Origin of the sequence: Asaia bogorensis (assembly GCF_900465345.1) — a bacterium.
Lineage (GTDB): Bacteria > Pseudomonadota > Alphaproteobacteria > Acetobacterales > Acetobacteraceae > Asaia > Asaia bogorensis_A.
In genome coordinates this window covers 123,287-141,944 of the sequence record NZ_UEGO01000011.1, presented here as the reverse complement: position 1 = coordinate 141,944, position 18,658 = coordinate 123,287, and the positions used below count along the sequence as shown (strand labels likewise).

Genomic DNA, 18,658 nt, shown 5'->3' with positions numbered 1-18,658 from the left:
AAACTGACGTCTGTAGTTCTTTCGAAAAAGAATAAATCAGTCAGCACTCTCATCATCAGAACCACTGGTTCAGACAACACCAAAGCGCCGCCAACATATCCCTTCCATAACCTATTCAATTTTCAAAGAACCCTACCTAACCCACTGATCTTACTCAGTCTTCCAGGCAGTCACCGCGGCGTGTTCCGCTGCGGTGAACGGGCTTTTAGACCCCACACCCATCACCGTCAACACATAATTTCAAAAAAAATGACAGCAAACCCGAAAAAGGTTCCGGCAGCTGTACCGGCTTTCTCGCAATGAAGCGTCATAATTTGTGTGTTGTCGAATGCCCCTCCCCTGCCGCTAATCGCTCACACTATGCGAAACCTCGCTGAGAAATGTGATGCCCATTCGAATCATGGGGGATTGATATGGGGCGCTGCATTCAATGACCAGTTGCTTCAATTGCTAAAATTTAAGCAAGCGTCACATCACGTTTCCAATATCCTCCCTTGTATCTGGAGAGAAGAGGCACAAAAACCTGCCTACGTTATTGAAGCCCGTTCGCGGGTTGAACTGCAGGACGTGAGGAGATCGTACGATGACATATCACGCTGCCCTGACGAACCCTGGTGACTGACGCCCCCCATGCTCAAGATTGCTTTTCCTTACATCGCACAACCTCATCAGACGCTTCATTCATTGCCGATTGCTATGGAGATTGCATCCCGGCACGTTGATACTGAGGTTCATGTCGCCTGCACGACCGAGGCACATCTCGACTACGCCAAGACGTTGAGCGCACTTTATCCAAATGCCAGAGCCCGTTTCGATTTATTGAAAATGCCGGAGTTCCTGCGTCGTCGCATCGAACATTCGGGACCTGGCGTTCTGGGGAAGATGGCAAGCCTGTTTTTCAATCGGGAATATTTCTCCCGCTTCGAGGCCATAGTGGTACCTGAACGTACCTCGCTTTACCTCCGTCGCATGGGTATCCGCAAACCGCGGATGATCTGGACGCGTCATGGTGCTGGCGATCGGGCGATCGGCTTTGCTCGCGATGTTAAGGAGTTCGATTTTGTCCTCCTGTCAGGGAAGAAGATCGAAGAGCGTCTATTGTCGCAAGGTGCGATCAGCCCTGGGCGTTACTATCGGGGATCCTACGCCAAGTTCGATATCGTTCGTCGTATGGCACGCAGCAGACCGGCACTCTTTGATAATGAAAGGCCGATCGTCCTCTACAATCCGCACTTCTCCGCCAAGCTTTCGTCCTGGCCTTCACTTGGCTCCGATGTTCTGGACTTTTTTGCCAATCAGGACCGATACAACCTGATCTTCGCCCCACATTATCGCCTATTTGACAAACATCGTCAGGAGGGCGAGCAGCTCGTATCGCGCTATGCTCATCACGACCATATTCTGATTGACCCGGGCAGCCCGCGCAGTATCGACATGACTTATACCATGGCTGCAGACATTTACCTTGGGGATGTCAGCAGTCAGGTAGCGGAATTTCTGGTGCGCCCGCGCCCTTGCGTTTTTCTGAATGCCCATCATGTAAACTGGCAGTCAGATCGCAATTATCATTTCTGGAATCTGGGTCAGGTGCTCGACAGCACCGAACACCTCGCCGCAAGTCTCGAGGCGGCTGTGACAAAACATGACGATTTTCTTGAGGCGCAGCGTCAATATATATTAGAGACGTTTGAATTCAGCGACGACGGTCCTACAGCACCTGGTGCTGCGGATGCCATCGTCGATTACCTTCGCAACGCCGCGTAACCAAAACGTATGGACTGCTTCAGGGTTCCCCCCTGAACGCAGCGACCATGACAGAGTGAAAAGCAGAGCAGACCAAACGATATGACGCCCATTGAAACGCCCGTTCCCACTGCATCGAACCAGAAGCGCCGCCACGGCGATTTTCCGACGTTCAGCGCTGCCCTGGATTATGCGGCGCAGGGAACGGCGGGGTTCAACATCTATAATGGTCGCGGCCAGCTCATCGAGGCCCTGCCCTATCGCGTCCTGCGTGATCAGGCGATTGAAACTGCCCATCGCCTGATCGGCACCGGGTTAAAATCCGGCGACCGTGTGGCGATCGTTGCTGAAAGCGACGGCGATTTCGCCCGTATTTTCTTTGGTTGCCAATACGCCGGCCTGGTGCCAGCCCCTCTCCCCCTCCCCATCGCTTTCGGTGGTCGCGAAGCCTATATCGGCACCCTGCGCGGCATGGTGAGCGCGTCTGGTGCGCGCGCTGTTGTGGTGCCGGAACTTATTGGCTCGTGGACGCAGGATATTATCGAAGGGCTCGATCTGGCCTTCGGTGGGTCTCCCGCCGAATTGCTGCAGAGACCGGCTTCAAGCGAGCCGCTGCCGGTCATTGATACGAGTGACCTGTCCTATCTCCAGTTTTCTTCGGGCAGCACGCGCTTTCCCATGGGGGTTGCTGTTACCCAGTCTGCCGGGATGGCCAATGCCCGTGCTATCGCCCGGGATGGTCTGCAGGTTACAGAAACGGGCGATCGCTGCGTGTCGTGGCTGCCGCTCTATCATGACATGGGGCTCGTCGGGTTCTTTCTCACCCCCATGACATGTCAGCTCACTGTCGATCTGCTGCCCACGCGTGAGTTTGCTCGTCGCCCGCATGTCTGGCTCGATCTGATCAGCCGCAATCGCGGGACGATCGCCTATAGCCCCTCCTTCGGCTATGAGCTTTGCGCGCGTCGTCCGGTCTCTGGCGATCTCGATCTCTCCTGCTGGCGTATCGCCGGCATCGGCGGAGATATGATTCGCCATCATATCCTGGAGACGTTCTCCGAACGCTTCGCCGCATATGGTTTTGACGGTCGCGCCTTCGTTGCCAGCTATGGCATGGCTGAAGCCACCCTCGCCATCAGTTTCGCGCCCCTCAACACAGGCATCGCAACCGACACGATCGATTTGCGCACACTCGAGACCGAAGGCGTAGCGCGCGCATCCAACGATCCCTCTCATGCTCTGCGCACTTTTGTGCTTTGTGGCGTCGCCTTGCCAGAACACGAGGTGCAGGTGCGCGATGCCAAGGGCAACCTGCTGGAGGAACGCCACGTTGGCATGGTCTATGTTCGTGGTCCCAGTCTGATGCGCGGCTATTTTGGCCGTGATACCGAAACGGCTGAAGTGCTTGACGACAAGGGATGGCTCAACACGGGCGATCTTGGCTACATGCTCAACGGGCAGGTGGTCATTACAGGCCGCGCCAAGGACCTGATCATTATCAACGGACGCAACATCTGGCCGCAGGACCTTGAGTGGTCGGCTGAGCACGAAATCACGTCCCTGCGATCACGCGATGTCGCCGTGTTTGCCGTTGAAGAAGAAGCTGGCGAACGCGTAGTGGCACTCGTGCAGTGCCGTGCGACCAATGACGACGACCGTGCCCGCCTGCGCGAGGAGACGATGGGCCTTTTCCGTCGCCAGCACGGCGTTGATGTAGACGTCATTCTCGTGCCACCGCACACCCTGCCCCAGACATCGTCTGGCAAGCTGACGCGAGCCCGGGCAAAGGCCATGCTTCTCGCTGGTCAGTTCGAGACCATGACCAGCAGCACCGCAGCCTGAAATCGTGCCGGGGCCTCGCCCGAGGTTCCGGCACGCCGTTTGCGATGTAGAGACACGGGCCCTCTGGCCTTCCATTCAAGCCTGACGCATAAGACGCTTCATCTGGGGTGCTCGTCACCCGAACGCCAAAAGCCGGAGAATTTTGATGACCGATACGGTCGCCTCCATCACTTCGATGATCATCGACAAGCTTCTCGCCAATCCGAAGGTGCCACGCGACATCAACGGTGACAGCAAGATTGTCGAAGATCTCGCTTTCGACTCACTGGCCGTCATGAATTTCGTCATGGAAATCGAGGATGAACTCGATGTTTCCGTGCCACTCGACAAGCTCGCCGATATCCGCACGATCCACGATCTTGCCGTGTGCCTCTCAAGCCTGAAATCGGGTGGTTGATCCTCGTGACCGATATCTTTGCCAAATATGCAGGCCTAAAAGCCGCCGCCGCTGGCCTGACTGCCAAATCGCCGCGTAACCCGTTCGGCGTTGTCATCGATCACCCTGTCTCGGCGACAGTCGGCCTGATCGAAGGGCGGGAGACGCTGCTGTTTGGAACGAACAACTATCTCGGCCTAAGCCAGTCTCGCGCCGCGGCAGAAGCTGCGATCGAGACGGTCAGGCGCGAGGGCGTTGGCACAACAGGTTCACGCATCGCCAACGGCACCTATGCCCTGCATCGCAAGCTTGAGGCGCGCCTGGCTGAAGTGTTCCACCGCCGTCACTGCATGATTTTCTCGACGGGCTATCAGGCTAATCTCGGCGCGATCTCTGCTCTGGCAGGCAAGGACGACATCCTGCTGCTCGATGCAGACAGTCATGCGAGCATCTATGATGCGAGCCGCCTCGGTTACGCCCAGGTCATACGCTTCCGCCACAACGACCCGGCTGATCTCGACAAGCGCCTGTCGCGCCTGAAAGACCACCAGGGCGCAAAACTCGTCGTGGTCGAGGGCATCTACTCCATGACCGGCAACGTCGCGCCCATGCGTGAATTTGCCGAGGTCAAGAAGAAGCACGGCGCCTATCTCCTGGCGGACGAAGCTCATTCCTTCGGTGTGCTTGGCGAGAACGGTCGCGGCGTGGCTGAGCGCGATGGTTGCGAAGACGATGTGGATTTCGTGGTTGGCACGTTCTCCAAGTCGCTTGGTACCGTGGGCGGTTACTGTGTGTCGAATCTTGACGGGCTGGAGCTTATCCGACTCTGCTCACGTCCCTACATGTTCACGGCATCGCTCCCGCCGGAAATTATCGCCTCCACGCTCGCCGCGCTGGATGAGATGCAGGCCCGCCCCCAACTGCGCAAGCAACTCTACGCCAATGCCGAGCAGCTTAACCACGGCCTGCACAAGCTGGGGCTCAAGACCAGCCCGCATGTCAGCCCGGTTGTTGCCGTAACACTGGAGACAGTGGAGCAGGCCCTGGCATTCTGGAACCGCCTGCTCGAACTCGGTGTCTATGTGAATCTCTCACTGCCGCCCGCGACACCGGACGAGCATCCGCTGCTGCGTTGTTCTGTCATGGCTGTCCACACGGCTCAGGAGATCGATAAGGCGCTTGCGGCCTTCGCCCAGGCCAAGGCAGAGATTCTGGGCTGAACATCGTTCACCACGACGTTAAAAAGGGAGGCCAGTCTGTCACTGGCCTCCCTTTTTTTATCTCAACGAGCCCGTCGCCTCAGCCCTTCATCCCCTTGAGGAAGATTCCTCTGGCCCGCCACAACAGGCGCGGCAGGCAGATGAGCGGGTGACGCGCCTCGAAGGGGGAAAGTGCGAGACGAAAACCGCTATGTCGCTCGATTTTCCATGCAAGATAGGCTGCCCCATCGCGGAAAGTGAAGGCCGCCTTCACCAGACGGGCAATATTACGCCAGCGTCCGCGTCGGGCCATACGCGCCCAGCGTTTGCCTGCACGGATCCGGGCAAGTCGTGACAATCTCGGCCGCAACTCGCCATTCCGCTCGTCGAATTTCAGATGGCCCAGCGTCCATGCATCGCGTATCAGTGCTGCATACCGGCTTTCGAGCCCCTGCATGATGGTCGAGCCGCGGCTTTCATGCTCGACCCGCAATTCAGCGCGATAGGTCCGGCTGAAAAGAATGCGCCACCACTCGGCGGGCGTATGCGTCCCGTCGCCAAGACGTGCAGCCCAGCCAGAAGCGGTCACAACAGCCTGACGCAACACATCGAGAAGTGCCTCGGCGCAATCAGCATTACGCACCCAGACAAGCCGTACGGGCTGGCAGAAACGCGCCCAGAGTGTCGTATCCTGCGAACGCGGCGAAACACGGGAACGGAATTGCGCCAGGGTAATCAACGCGACCTTGGCCCGCAAAATCTGACCTTCGACCTCATGCTCGGCATAAAAGACATTCGGGGGAAGCAAAGCATTACCCAGCTGGGCCAATGCGGAAGCTGGCCAGTCTGTCAGGCGCTCCAGCACGATGTAGAAGTCAAAGAGCCCATCAGGATCGAACTGACGCAGGCCCGAGCCATAGAACAAGACCCCGAGCGGACGCATCTGGCCGAGAATATGGGACACAAGCTGATGAAGACGAGGGTCCACCGGCGTCGTCAGTTCACCAATCAGCGTTCGGTCAAGAACGGTCTCAATCTCGGCCATTCCTGCTCTCGCTTCAGTCATGAACGAAGCCGAACCGGGGCCCTTCCGAAAGGTGAATCTGACGCCCGGCGCCGGGTGCAAAATGTTCGCCGTCCAGCACGAAATCTCCCGCACAGGTGAGCACCATCTGTGAGGCGCGTCCACTCTGGTAATCGTCGCTCTGACGCAACCACGAGGGCGCATGTCCACGCAGCAGCGACCAGGTCGCCTGGAGGAGCCGACGAGGATGGTCTGCGACGTGCAGGTAATGCAGTCCCCCCGATTTCGCTTGCGCCTGATCCCAGAAAGGCCAGATGCCCAGATTCAGCTTTTGCAAGGCCGTCGAGAGAAACAGGAAGCTCTGGCCATCAGCGAGTGTTTTGCCATCGCCCTCCAGTATGAAGCGATCCCCTGTCAGCCAGGTCTCGCGCTGCCGACGCCAGAGCAGACTGCCAAATGCTCCCACCAACGTGACAGCCACGGCCAGATTATGCGGCGCATAGCGCAACACATGGGGAGAATGGGCAATGGCAATCGCACGTGCATAGCCCGAACTGCCCTGGAACATGCCCAGTCGGGGCTCATGTTCATTTTCAGGCCACGAAACCCGCAGAGGCTTTCGATAGATACGAGGCAGCGTGGCACCATGGGTCCAGAGCTGCAACAGGGCGGCGATACCGCGACGGGAAAAGCCAATATCGCGTGCGATCAGATTGGTATTACCGGATGGGAAAATAGCAAGATCGGGCAGTGATCCCTCCGGATAAGCGCGCATGACAGCCGTCATGACATCGCTCACCGTCCCATCACCCCCATTGATTGCGATCAGCCTGACATTGCGTCGCGCAAGATCCTCAACCATCCCGGTCATCTCGTCATGCGAGGCCGGGACGAGAAATCCGTCACCCAGGAGCTTTTGCGCCTGCCTGGCAAATCTGCTGCCATCGCGCCTGTTCTTGCGACTGCGTGGATTATGAATCAGGGCTAGACGCACGGCAGTATCATTTGTGTTACGGTCAATCCTCTGGCCCGACGCAACTCCGGGCGTCCACCTTGCGCGGCGCCATAGCATGACTTACGCAGCGGGACCAGAAACCGATTGGTCATTTTTGGATTTTGCCGGTATCGGCCTTTGACCTGTGGTGACGAGGAGAGAGGCAGATGACCGGCGAAGACAATGCATCAACTGTGGTTCTGGCCCATCTATCCGATGTCCATCTCCCTCCGCCCTCTCCCCTGCCATCATGGCGCAGCTTCACCAACAAACGTGCCCTGAGCGTTGCATCCTGGAAACGCCACAGGGTTCATCGTCATTTGCCTGAGCTTGCTGAGATTGTTCGTGGGGATATCAGCGCTGCCGTGCCCGATCTCGTGCTCAATACAGGTGATCTGACCAATTTCGGGCTATCGGAGGAATGTGCAGCAGCGACCCGCTGGCTCAGGACCATGCCTGCCCCCACCCTGGTCGTACCCGGCAATCATGATGCCATGGTCGGCTCAACCTGGCCCGATCATATCGGGCTATGGGCAAGGTGGATGGCCGATGCCGATGAAAACCCCTTCCCCTATTGTCACAGACAGGGTGATATCGTGGTGATCGGGCTCAACTCCGCAATCCCTACTCCACCCTTCATGGCGTGCGGGTATGTTGGCAAGGTCCAGCGCGAAAAGCTGGCGCGGCTTCTGGATGAAACCCGAAATCTGTGTCGCGTCATCATGATCCACCATCCGCCACGCGCGGGTCTCGTGCCCTGGCGCAAATCCCTGCTTGACCATAGAGAGGTCTCATCCATCATCGCCCGGCACGGAGCGTCTATTGTCCTGCATGGGCATTCGCATGACGCCACTCTCGCAACAGTGCCCGGCAGCGACATTCCATTGATTGGTGTCCCTTCCGCCTCGCTGCTCTCCTCACGCCCCTGGCGACAGAGTGGCTGGAACAGGCTTGCCATTGCCCGAACGCAGGAAGGATGGGACATCGACCTTCAGACCAGACAGTTCACCCGTGATACCGGGTGGCGTTGCAGCCGCCATCGACGCTGGCTCCAGCGCGCCTTACCCTACGACCCCGCCATGCAGGTGAATGAGCCTCGATAATGCGCCTCCCCCATTTTCCGACGCTCGACCGTTATCTTCTGGCGCAGCTTGTACCCCCCTTCGTGGTCTCTCTGGCGGCCGTGCTGGCAGCACTGCTGCTTGAGCGTCTCCTTGTCCTGTTTGACGACCTTGCGGCCGAAGGTAGCTCACTGGCCACCTTCGTAGCCCTCCTAACCGACCTGCTCCCACATTATCTCGGCCTCGCTCTGCCCGCAGCCCTTTGCGTAAGCGTGTTCCTGATCATACGGCGCATGAGTGACAACAATGAGATCGACGCGCTGATGGCGAGTGGAGTCTCTCTTTTGCGTATTGCCCGCCCCTATATGTGGACCGGCGTTGTCGTAGGATGTGGCAGCATCCTGCTTTACGGGTATATTCAACCGGTCGCCCGCTACGATTTCCGCTCCGGCTTCTATTATGCGGCCCATTCGGGCTGGGCCCCCCATCTGCAGGCCGGCATGTTCGCTACAACAGCGGATGATTCCATGCTCACCGCCGATCGCGTGACCCGTAACGGTACCGTCCTGCATGAGGTCTTCATTCGCCAGAGAGAGCCTGATGGCGCCGTCAGGATCATTACCGCCCATCGCGGACTGATCACCGCTGTGCCTTCCCTCAAACAGACACGCCTTGACCTGTGGGATGGGCTGATTGTCTACGACCCGCGTGATGGCAGCAACAAGGCCACACAGACTCGCTTCGACCACAGCATGAAGGTGTTCGACCAGAGTCACGATACGGCGGTCTTCCGCTCGCGCGGCATTGATGAGCGTGAACTGACCCTCGTGGAGCTGGCAACCCGGCTCGAGGCGTCCCATCAATCCGACAACCAGAACGGAAATGGTGGCATCACCCGCTCGAGCCTGCGTGCGGAGCTCGATTTCCGTCTTGCGCGTGCGCTTGCCATACCGTTCATCCCGCCGCTCGCTGTAGCGCTGGCGATTGGAGCCAAGAGGCGGCGCCCGATCATCGGGCTGATCGCCCTTGCCCTCGTACTGGTCGGGTTCGACCATACGCTGCAATTTGGTCACGGTATGGTGGCAACGGGCAGCGTGCGCGGCTTCTACGCCATATGGCTGCCCGAGATCGCCTTCTGTACGATCTGCCTCGCCTCAATTTTCAGACGCTCGCGTGGATCGTGGCGACGCCGCAAGGCCATTCCGCTCGGCCCGGCAAAGGCCACATCATGATCCCGCTCAATCCATCGCGCTCCGTGCTTCTGATGCATCTGACCAGAAGCTTCATAGGGCGCACACTGATCTGCGGGGCCATACTCGTCTCGATGATGGAGATCCTCGGACTGCTTGAGATGACGACGCCCATACTGGAGCGCCATCTTGGTGCCCTTGGGCTGGTCCGTTATGCCCTGCTGAAATTACCGGCCCTGACCGTACAGACCCTGCCACTCAGCACCCTCATCGGCGCGTTGTTCATGCTTATGCAGATGACGCTTGCAAGCGAGATGGCCAGCCTGCGCGCCGCCGGTCTGTCGACCACCAAGCTGCTGACACTCCTGCTGCCCTCCATAGGCATCATCAGTGTCGCGGGCATTCTCACACAGGAAATCATCGCGCCACGCACCGAGCTTTCTCTCGCGAAATGGTGGAATCAGACCGATCCGAAAGCTGCCGGAAGCGGTCATGGCTTCTGGTTTCACGCCTCGGGCAATGTCATTCACATCGACAGCTTCACAGAAGGCGGTCGCCGTATCCAGAAAATCGCGGTCTACCACCGCGCCAATGGGGGTGATCTGACCGCTACGGATACCGCACCGGAGATGGTTTATGACGCCGTCACTGGCTGGCGCGCTGCCTCGGTGCGCAGCCTCGTCCTGAAAAGCAACCGCGTTGAGACCACCTTGCGGCAGGACGTGTCGCTGCTGCCAGCCCGCGTGACACCGGATACGCTGATCCAGCTCTCGCAGTCCTATCCGGTTCTTTCCTGCTGGTCGCTATGGACCATATTGCATCGTGGCGGTGCTTCCAGCTTGCCCAAGGCCACCTACCGCATGGCGCTTTTCGCGCCTTTCACCCTGCCGGTTTCGCTTTGCGCCATGCTGTTCCTGGCACTGCCCGTCATCTATATTCCCCCCCGCACGGGCACCCGTAGCCTCCTGCCTATTGCGGCGCTGGCTGCGGGTTTTGGTTTCATCGTGTTGCAAGGCCTGATACAGGCTCTTGGCAATGCGGGAACCTTGCCCGCGTTAATTGCCGTCACGGCGCCTCCCGCCCTGGCATTCCTCCTTGGAGGGGCATGGATAGTGAAAATGGAAGAGAAATGAGTACGTTCAATTCTGAACACTCGGAAGGCTTCTGGCGCGCCTTCTGGAACGCCCGGAAAAACCAGGGCTCACTCCGTACGGGAAGAAGCTTCGATCTGGGAAAGATGAGTCTGCCCCATCTCTGGATGGCCTATCTCACCTACCCCACCATTCTGCTCTATTTCGCGCTCATCCCGGCTTCAGCTGCCGCAGCAATCTGGTTTGGTCCGCAGGCCACACCGACTGTGGTTACGATCGTTCTGGTGGTGGGCATCTACCCGTTTGCCTGGTACGCCATCCATCGCTTCATCCTTCACGGACGCTGGCTCTATCGTAATCCGCTGACGGCCTCGCTGTGGAAACGTGTCCATTTCGACCATCATCAGGACCCCCATCTCCTTGATGTGCTGTTTGGATCACCGCTCAACACGATCCCGACCATCGCCATCATCGTCATGCCCATCGGCTGGGCCATCGGCGGTATCAGCACGGCCTTTGCCGCGCTCTCCACTGGCTTGGTCATGACCTGCATCTATGAATTCTTCCACTGCATCCAGCATCTGGCCTACAAGCCGCGCTGGAACTGGGTTGCGAAAATCAAGCAACTGCATGTCCTGCATCACTTCCATGACGAGGACGGCAATTACGGTATCACGAACTATGCTGCCGATCGCCTGTTCGGAAGCTTCTACAAGGATGCCCGCGCCCGTCCCCGCAGTGCTCATGTGTTTGACCTCGGCTATGACCTTGAGGAGGCACAGCGCTATCCGTGGGTGATGAAGCGCACAGGCGCCCCGCCCAAGCAGCGCCCTGACGGCGCCCGACGTGGAAGCGCCGCCTCGTGACACTGCCCGCGCTGGTTCTTGCTGGCTCACGCGACGGGGCACAGGACCCGCTCGCCCGGCTTGGAAAGGTCGGGCACAAGGCTCTGCTATCGGTCGGTGGTCGCCCCATGATCGACCGCGTTCTGGGCACGCTCGAACAGACAGACGGGATCGGCCCTGTTTCCGTCAGCATCGAGGATCATGCAGCCCTACAGACGCTTGAACGGCCCTTTACCTGCCTGCCCACTGCACGCGGCCCAAGCGGCAGTGTCGCGCTGGCGCTCGAGGCGCTCGGCACACCGCTCCTGATCACGACGGCAGATCATCCGCTGCTTCGCCCCGCCTGGATCACCGCCTTTGTGCAGGAGGCCAATCAAAGCGATTGTGATCTGGCTGTCGGTGTCGCCCTGAAGGCGACGATCGAGCGCGATGTCCCCCATACCAGACGCACCTACATACGTTTGCGTGACATGACGTTCTCAGGCTGCAATCTGTTCCTGATGCGCACGCCAAAGGCGTGTGCCGTCGTCACATTATGGCAAAGCCTGGAGCGTGACCGCAAACTCCCGCTCAGAATGGCGCGCACATTGGGCTACGGCATCCTCCTGCGGGCATTATTGGGCCGCCTCTCCAGCGCGGCCCTCGTGACCCGCATTGGCCAACTGACCGGTGCGAAGGTCGCGCTGATCCCAATTGATGACGGTCGTGCCGCGGTCGATGTGGACAAGCCGCAAGATCTCGAACTGGTCGAAATGCTGCTGGCCCGATCCGCTTGAGCATGGCCCCATGAAAATTGCCTATGTCATCAATTCGGTCGAGGGGGGCGGCGCCGCCCTGCCGGTTCCGGCCATCACGCAGGTCATGCGCGATAAGGGCCACGAGGTAATCGTGCTTGCCCTCACCCGCCGCGATGGCCGCGCCATCAGGCCCATGATTCAGGCTGGACTGACCGTGCATGTCCGTGAAGGCGGCAGGAAGGACCATCTGGCCGCCCTTGCCTGGCTTGATCGTGAGATTGGCGAGCAGCGACCCGACCTCATCTGGACATCCCTCACACGCGCAACCCTCCTCGGGCAGCTCGTAGGGTTGCGACGTCGTATCCGGGTGGCCAGCTGGCAGCACTCCGCGCGGCTCAAACCTGCCAATGCGCGGCTTTTGCGGCTCATGCGTGGGCTGTCCCGTCTGTGGATTGCCGATTCCACCTGCGTCGAACTCGAAACCGAGAAGAAACTGGGACTGAGCGCAGACAAACTCACCTGCTGGCCCATCTTCCGGGCAAGCAGCGACTTCCCACGCGCCGTACCATGGTCGGAAGTCGGCCCCATACGTATCGGCTCGCTGGGGCGCCTCCACCCGGTCAAGGGCTATGACGTGCTCTGTGCGGCCGTGAATCTGCTCGGCAAAATCGAGGGTCTGCCGGAATACGAAGTTCATATCGCGGGCGAGGGCGAAGAGCGTGATCGCCTGGCGGCCCTTATCGCCCGTGACAGGCTTCCGATCGTCCTGGATGGCTATAACGCAGACCCAAGGCAGTTTCTGGCAACCCTGCACCTTTATGTGCAGCCCTCACAATGGGAGGGGTTGTGCCTTGCCGCGCATGAGGCGCTGCTTTGCGGCGTGCCAGTTATCGCCTCCGAGGCCGGTGAATTGCCGCATACCATCACGCAATCCTGCGGGCGGATCGTTCCCCCGAACGACCCGGAGGCGCTGGCGCTGGCGCTGGCCGGGTTGCTGCGTGAACCCGGCAGGCTGGCCGCGATGGGCGAAATCGGTCGGGCCCGTGTTCTCTCGCGTTTCGACGCGGCCTCGTTCGATCGACGGGGTGCAGAAATTCTAGCGCGACTCGAAAGCACTCTGTGACCGCGTCTGGGTCAGATGCCCGGAGAGGCGGAAATCCATCTGGGCAAAGACCACAGAAGCAACCAGCAGCAGGATCCACACCATGCGCGGCGCAGCCTGACGCTCGAAAAATGTCGCTGCCCCAAAGGCAATGAGCGCTAGCAGATCGAGCGCAAAATGCATCCGCTCATCAAGATGGCCGCAGAAATACCCCAGCAGGAACAGGAAAACGCCAAGACCTGCTGCACTCAGCGCCTTCTCCCGGCGCATAAAGGCAACAAGCGGCATAACCCCGTCCGGCATCTCGCGTTTATCAGACAAATCTTTCTCCAGAAGGACGTGAATGCGTAGCTGATGATGAGTAACGGCAAGTGAGCGATACGCAAAGTCCTGCGCCCGATGATACGGCGCCCCCGCTCGATACCCCTTCATCCCTCACCCTGCCTGAAACGCAATTTGCCATACGGCGCGCCATGCTCGGGCTATGCCGCACCATGCGCTGGGCCTGCATCAACGAGTTCTCGTTGCCGGCGGCAGGTCGGCGGGCCGACATCATGGCGCTGACGCAGGACGGGATGCTGCATTGCATCGAGATCAAGTCCGGTCCTCGCGATTTTCTGACCGATCGTAAATGGCCTGAGTATCGTGACTGGTGCGACCGGCTCTATTTCGCGGTGGATCAGGCCTTTCCGCGTGATCTGATCCCGCAGGATGTCGGGCTGTTCGTAGCCCATCTGCCCGAAAGCCCCTCAACCATCCTGCCGGAATGTGCCATGATCCGCGAAAGCCCGCTCTCGAAGCTGGCGACCGCCCGCAGGAAGACCCTGATGCAGCTTTTCGGCCATGGTGCCGCGCTGCGCCTCATGGCACTTGAAGACCCTGCCATGACGGCATCCCTTCGTGCGGCCCGACGTGTCCAATAAGGAGTATCTGCATGACCACCCCCGCGATGAGCGTTACCCAGTCGAATGATTCCGATACGAATCTCAAGCGCATGATTGCGCAGCGTCTGGAAGTCGCCCGTGCGGTTGTTGCAGATGCCGCTGCCCTCGCCATGGCCATGCGCCCGCCACCAGGCGGCCCGACTGGCACCACCAAGGGTATGCAGGATTACGTAACCGAAGCCGATATGGCGGTAGAGGCACTCGTCTCCCGTCGCCTGGAAACGCTCTTCCCCGAAGACGGCTTCATGGGAGAGGAAGGCGGTCGACACAGACAGGGCGGCCTGACCTGGGTGATCGACCCGATTGACGGCACCTCGAACTATGCGCGTGGCCGTGAGCGCTGGTGCGTTTCTCTCGGCCTGATGCACGGCGATGTGCCCGTAGCCGGGGTAATCAACGCTCCGGCTCTGGGCGAAATCTACACAGCCCAACGCGGCGTGGGCGCCTGGATGAACGGTCGCAAACTTGTCGCCTCACCTGTGACAGACCCGAAAAGCGCCATGGTCGAAATGGGCTGGAGCGCCAAGGTCTCGCCGGAAACCTATGCCCGTCATGCACAGGCATTTCTTGAGCTGGGCATTGCGCCACGCACTGGTGCCTGCGGCGCTCTCGCCCTCGCCGATGTCGCCTCGGGCCGCTGCGATGGCTATCTGGAAATCGCCATCAATCTGTGGGACGTCGCGGCAGCGCTGGTCCTGCTTGAGGAGAGTGGCGCGCGCGTCTCACCCTTCCTGCGCGATGGCGGCCTGACCGGGGCGAGACCCATTCTGGCCACGGCTCCGGGCGTGGCTGACGCCGTTGCACAAGCAGCCGGGATGGAACTGCTCTGATCGTCTCTTGCCGTCATCGCATGATCTGAACCATTCTCACGCCATAATTGCCGCTCAGGAAACAAGGCTTGTCGTACCCGTCTTCGGATACGCAAAACCTGTTTTCCTGTTCGGGTGTTCCCGGCCCGGGCTCGCCCTGCCGGCTCCAGATATGAGGCCCCTACCCCATGGTTTCTTTTCCCTGCCGACTCGTCGCCTCGACGGTACTTCTGGCATCAGGCCTGAGCGCCCTGCCTGCCATGGCCGCATCGAAGCAGCAGGCGCTGGTCGATCGGGCAACGCTGGCTGTTCAGGACATCTTTCAGGGCACCAACCCCAATTCGCGGGCGCAACGTTATCTGGCCAAGGCCCGCGCCGTAATGGTCTGCCCATCGGTCTTTCGCATGTCTATCGTGTTTGGCGGCGCAGGTGGCGGCTGCCTTCTGCTCTCACGCGATGCACGCGGCTCGTGGTCCGATCCGGCTTTCTACACCCTGAGTTCGGCCTCGATGGGTATCCAACTCGGGGTGGAAAGCTCTGAGTTAATGTTTTTCGTCATGTCCGATCGCGGCTTGCAGGCCCTGCTCGACAGCCAGTTCAAGTTCGCCGCAGGGGCCTCGGCCTCATTTGCCAATATGGGCAGCGGCATCGAGAGTGGCTCGGCAGGCGCTTCGAACACCGATATCCTCGCCTTGCAGAAATCATCCGGTCTGTTTGCCGGTGCCTCTCTGGGTGGATCGAAGCTGACCGTAGACAGCAGTTCGAACCGCGCCTTCTATAACCAGCCGGTCGGCCCTGAAGACATCGTCATCTCGATGCGGGTGAACAATACGGGGGCCGATCCCTTGCGCCGCGTTCTGATGCAGGTGGTACAGCAGCAGGGCAGCACGCCCGCCACCGGGAGCGCCCCGGCAACGGGCTCGGCTGCCGCCAGCAGCGCTGGCAGCAGCCCCTACCCGGCGAACTATGACAGCCGCAAATCCTATGCCAGCCAGTCACATGGCGCGATCAAGAGCGAGTCTCTCGCTGCACCCAAATAAGCACTGCATTTCGGTTGCCAGGGTTTCCACTGCTGGGCTGACCCCTTAACGGAAACCCGACACCCTGCAAGAGAGGGTGTTGCGGGCAGTGCCTTCCTGCACCTGCCCCTCACCTCAATGCCGATGTTGAGACGGCTCTCCGGCACCACGACCATCGTGCCGCGCCGACGCAGCCTTGGGTGACGCGCCTTTGACGGTTCCGCGCAGGGTTTTGAGCGTTTCAACACGCTGGTTATGCTCGTACAGGTCATGAGAAAAGCCGTGGCCGCCTGTCCCGTCTGCGACGAAGTACAACATATCCCCGCTCGCAGGATGAGCGACCGCATCAAGCGCAGCAAGCCCCGGTGAACAGATTGGACCAGGCGGCAGACCATCAATGACGTAGGTATTATGCGGCCTCGCTTGATGAAGCTCATCATGCGTGAGGGCGTGATCGAGCGTACCCAGCCCATCGCTCAGATCGTAAATGGCTGTAGGGTCGGATTGCAGTTTCATCCCCTGCGCCAGGCGGTTGAGAAACACGCGAGCCACTTTGGGTCGCTCAGCCGCAATGCCCGTCTCGCGCTCGACAATCGAGGCCAGAATGAGAAGCTGCTCTGGGGATGACAGACCAATAGATGGATCACGCCCTGCCCATACACGGGCAAGCGTCTCACTCATGAGCGTTTCTAGACGGCTGACAAGACGGGCGCGTGATGTATCGCGTTCATAGGCGACCGTCTGAGGCAGGATTGCCCCTTCACGCAGCGGCGGCACCTCTCCCGTCAGGAACGGGGCCTGGTGAAGGATTGTCGCTATCTGCCGCGCTGTCCGCCCCTCCGGGATAGTCAGAAAATGCCGGACTGGCTGCCCATGACGTAACACATAGAGCACGTCAAGCATTGAGGCCTGCGCCGGGAAATGCAGTTCAGCGGCATGCAACGCCCCGTGAGAGGCCGTTGCCCGGGCGGCAAGACGGAAACTCAGTTCGGACAGTGTTCCGGGCGAGATAATCCCGGCCTGCGCCAGATCGTGGGTGATATGCTCGGTTGCGCCATGCGGCACGACATGATCCGTAGCGGCCTGCAAGGGGCCGGGCTGCGTGACCTGATGCCAGATCAGCGCCGCACCCCCTGCCCCGGAAAGGACAAGAAGCAGGACGAGAGCGAGAATGACACGCTTCATGTTCACTCCCGTGAAAACAGATGCCGGTTAACCGGCATCCGGTATTGGATAGTCTTGGCGTGGAACCGTTCCAAGCCAGAGCCCGATGCCGGTTCCCGTCAGATTGCACCAACAAGGAGCAATGGAACGGGTCGGACACCACTCAAAGGGTTAGAACGACGAAGTCAGACGCCCTTGACGATCAGGCTGGCATTGGTCCCACCGAAGCCGAAGCTGTTGGACAGGGCGATGTTGATCTTGCGCTGCTGGGCCTCGTGCGCCACGCGGTCGATAACGCTCTCACGCGCAGGATTGTCGAGGTTCAGTGTCGGGGGGGCCACGTTGTCACGTATGGCCAGCATGGAGAACATGGCCTCTACCGAGCCGGCTGCGCCGAGCAGATGCCCGGTGGCGGATTTGGTGGAGGACATCGCAACACGCTTTGCATCATCGCCGAACATGCGCTCAACCGCATCAAGCTCAAGGTCATCGGCCATGGTCGATGTTCCGTGGGCGTTGACGTAGTCGATATCAGCCGGGGTGATCCCCGCGGAACGCAGCGCAGCCTTCATGGCACGGAATGCGCCTTCATGCCCTTCCGCTGGTGCCGTGATGTGATGGGCATCGCCGGACAGGCCGTAGCCGATGATCTCACCATAGATCTTCGCGCCGCGTGCCTTGGCGTGCTCGTATTCCTCAAGCACGACAATGCCCGAGCCCTCGCCCATGACAAAACCGTCGCGGTCACGATCCCAGGGGCGCGATGCCTTTTCGGGCGTATCGTTGAACCCGGTGGACAGCGCGCGGGCAGAGGAGAACCCGGCAATACCGAGCGGGCAGACAGCGGCCTCGGCACCACCGGCAATCATCACATCGGCATCACCCAGCATGATGAGGCGCGTGGCATCGCCAATTGCATGCACACCGGTCGCACAGGCGGTGACGGCCGAATGGTTCGGGCCCTTGAAGCCATAACGAATCGAGACATGGCCCGAAATCAGATTGATCAGCGCCGAAGGGATGAAGAACGGCGACAGGCGACGGGCCTTGCCGCTCGCAACGGTCAGGGAGGCGTCATAGATGGTCTGCAGACCACCGATACCCGAGCCGATCATCACGCCCGTGGCGCAGCGATCTTCCTCGGTTTCCGGCTTCCAGCCTGAGTCCTCAACGGCCTGAATGGCAGCCGCCATACCAAGATGGATGAAGCGATCCATCTTTTTCTGGTCCTTCGTCGGGACCCAGTCCGAGAGCGTCAGACCGCCTTCTGCCGTCGGGCCCTCGGGCACTTCGCCAGCCACATGGGCAGGAAGATCGCTCGGGTCGAAGCAGGTGATACGGCCAATACCGGTCTGTCCGGCGATAAGACGCTGCCAGGTCTGTTCCACGCCCACTGCCAGGGGCGTAACGAGCCCCATACCGGTGACGACAACGCGTCTTTCTTTCATTGCCGACAGGTTTGCCATCATGGGCGGACGAAGCTCCAGTCATAAACGCCAGCTCCCGGCGGCTGCCAAG

General features: G+C 59.8%; 19 protein-coding genes. 14 read left to right on the top strand and 5 right to left on the bottom strand.

Annotated features, from left to right (window positions below):
* From ED655_RS15715 to spt, 5 genes are all read left to right on the top strand, one after another.
* Window positions 1-303, top strand: a 303-nt coding sequence (locus ED655_RS15715; protein ID WP_205835991.1) for a hypothetical protein, incomplete at its 5' end; no start/stop codon positions are given.
* A gap of 327 nt (window positions 304-630) precedes the next feature.
* Window positions 631-1,764, top strand: coding sequence for a CDP-glycerol glycerophosphotransferase family protein (locus ED655_RS05680; protein ID WP_122049331.1), 1,134 nt, complete (start codon window positions 631-633; stop codon window positions 1,762-1,764).
* Window positions 1,765-1,845: 81 nt separating this feature from the next.
* Window positions 1,846-3,585 carry a fatty acyl-AMP ligase gene (locus tag ED655_RS05675; protein WP_122049330.1) on the top strand — a complete coding sequence of 580 codons (1,740 nt, stop codon included), beginning with the start codon at window positions 1,846-1,848 and terminating at the stop codon, window positions 3,583-3,585.
* Window positions 3,586-3,730: 145 nt separating this feature from the next.
* Window positions 3,731-3,982: an acyl carrier protein gene (locus ED655_RS05670; protein WP_122049329.1), complete on the top strand. Its 252-nt coding sequence runs from the start codon at window positions 3,731-3,733 to the stop codon at window positions 3,980-3,982.
* Between the two features lie 5 nt (window positions 3,983-3,987).
* Entirely contained in the window at window positions 3,988-5,181 is a 1,194-nt protein-coding gene (gene spt / locus ED655_RS05665) for a serine palmitoyltransferase (RefSeq protein WP_122049352.1), read from the top strand.
* Window positions 5,182-5,260: 79 nt separating this feature from the next.
* Here spt and ED655_RS05660 read toward each other — a convergent pair whose 3' ends face one another.
* Together ED655_RS05660 and ED655_RS05655 are read right to left on the bottom strand one after the other, a co-directional pair.
* Window positions 5,261-6,226 carry a hypothetical protein gene (locus tag ED655_RS05660; protein ID WP_240993518.1) on the bottom strand — a complete coding sequence of 322 codons (966 nt, stop codon included), beginning with the start codon at window positions 6,224-6,226 and terminating at the stop codon, window positions 5,261-5,263.
* Complete coding sequence (locus ED655_RS05655; protein ID WP_122049327.1) at window positions 6,219-7,178, bottom strand: diacylglycerol/lipid kinase family protein; 960 nt, start codon at window positions 7,176-7,178, stop codon at window positions 6,219-6,221. The genes ED655_RS05660 and ED655_RS05655 overlap by 8 nt, the downstream gene beginning before the upstream one ends.
* Window positions 7,179-7,345: 167 nt before the next feature.
* Here ED655_RS05655 and ED655_RS05650 point away from each other — a divergent pair, with 167 nt between their 5' ends.
* The 6 genes from ED655_RS05650 (at window position 7,346) to ED655_RS05625 (ending at window position 13,225) form a co-directional block, all read left to right on the top strand.
* On the top strand, window positions 7,346-8,281 hold the full coding sequence (locus ED655_RS05650) for a metallophosphoesterase family protein (protein WP_122049326.1): 936 nt from the start codon (window positions 7,346-7,348) through the stop codon (window positions 8,279-8,281).
* Window positions 8,281-9,471 carry an LptF/LptG family permease gene (locus ED655_RS05645; protein WP_122049325.1) on the top strand — a complete coding sequence of 397 codons (1,191 nt, stop codon included), beginning with the start codon at window positions 8,281-8,283 and terminating at the stop codon, window positions 9,469-9,471. Before ED655_RS05650 ends, ED655_RS05645 begins: the two co-directional genes overlap by 1 nt.
* Window positions 9,468-10,562, top strand: a complete 1,095-nt coding sequence (locus ED655_RS05640) for an LptF/LptG family permease (RefSeq protein WP_162993406.1) — start codon at window positions 9,468-9,470, stop codon at window positions 10,560-10,562. Before ED655_RS05645 ends, ED655_RS05640 begins: the two co-directional genes overlap by 4 nt.
* A gap of 104 nt (window positions 10,563-10,666) precedes the next feature.
* The gene (locus ED655_RS05635; protein ID WP_240993521.1) at window positions 10,667-11,386 is read left to right on the top strand and encodes a sterol desaturase family protein; all 720 of its coding nucleotides are present in this window, start codon (window positions 10,667-10,669) and stop codon (window positions 11,384-11,386) included.
* Complete coding sequence (locus tag ED655_RS05630; protein ID WP_122049322.1) at window positions 11,383-12,141, top strand: nucleotidyltransferase family protein; 759 nt, start codon at window positions 11,383-11,385, stop codon at window positions 12,139-12,141. Before ED655_RS05635 ends, ED655_RS05630 begins: the two co-directional genes overlap by 4 nt.
* A gap of 10 nt (window positions 12,142-12,151) precedes the next feature.
* Complete coding sequence (locus ED655_RS05625; protein WP_122049321.1) at window positions 12,152-13,225, top strand: glycosyltransferase family 4 protein; 1,074 nt, start codon at window positions 12,152-12,154, stop codon at window positions 13,223-13,225.
* On the opposite strand, the gene ED655_RS05620 is transcribed toward ED655_RS05625, so the two are convergent.
* Window positions 13,199-13,525 (bottom strand): hypothetical protein, encoded by a 327-nt coding sequence (locus ED655_RS05620; protein WP_162993405.1) that lies wholly within the window; start codon window positions 13,523-13,525, stop codon window positions 13,199-13,201. The two genes, ED655_RS05625 and ED655_RS05620, sit on opposite strands and share 27 nt — an antisense overlap.
* A 50-nt stretch (window positions 13,526-13,575) precedes the next feature.
* Between ED655_RS05620 and ED655_RS05615 the strand changes: the two genes are divergently transcribed.
* From ED655_RS05615 to ED655_RS05605, 3 genes are all read left to right on the top strand, one after another.
* Window positions 13,576-14,127, top strand: a complete 552-nt coding sequence (locus tag ED655_RS05615; protein ID WP_346773210.1) for an MmcB family DNA repair protein — start codon at window positions 13,576-13,578, stop codon at window positions 14,125-14,127.
* Window positions 14,128-14,153: 26 nt separating this feature from the next.
* A complete protein-coding gene (locus ED655_RS05610; protein ID WP_408735649.1) occupies window positions 14,154-14,978 on the top strand; it encodes an inositol monophosphatase family protein in 825 nt (274 codons plus the stop codon).
* Window positions 14,979-15,145: 167 nt separating this feature from the next.
* Complete coding sequence (locus tag ED655_RS05605) at window positions 15,146-15,997, top strand: lipid-binding SYLF domain-containing protein (protein WP_122049320.1); 852 nt, start codon at window positions 15,146-15,148, stop codon at window positions 15,995-15,997.
* Window positions 15,998-16,111: 114 nt separating this feature from the next.
* Here the strand turns inward: ED655_RS05605 and mltG are convergent, their stop codons facing one another.
* The gene (gene mltG / locus ED655_RS05600; RefSeq protein ID WP_122049319.1) at window positions 16,112-17,161 is read right to left on the bottom strand and encodes an endolytic transglycosylase MltG; all 1,050 of its coding nucleotides are present in this window, start codon (window positions 17,159-17,161) and stop codon (window positions 16,112-16,114) included.
* A 164-nt stretch (window positions 17,162-17,325) separates the two neighbouring features.
* Window positions 17,326-18,609, bottom strand: coding sequence for a beta-ketoacyl-ACP synthase II (fabF, locus tag ED655_RS05595; RefSeq protein ID WP_122049318.1), 1,284 nt, complete (start codon window positions 18,607-18,609; stop codon window positions 17,326-17,328).
* Between the last annotated feature and the right edge of the window lie 49 nt (window positions 18,610-18,658).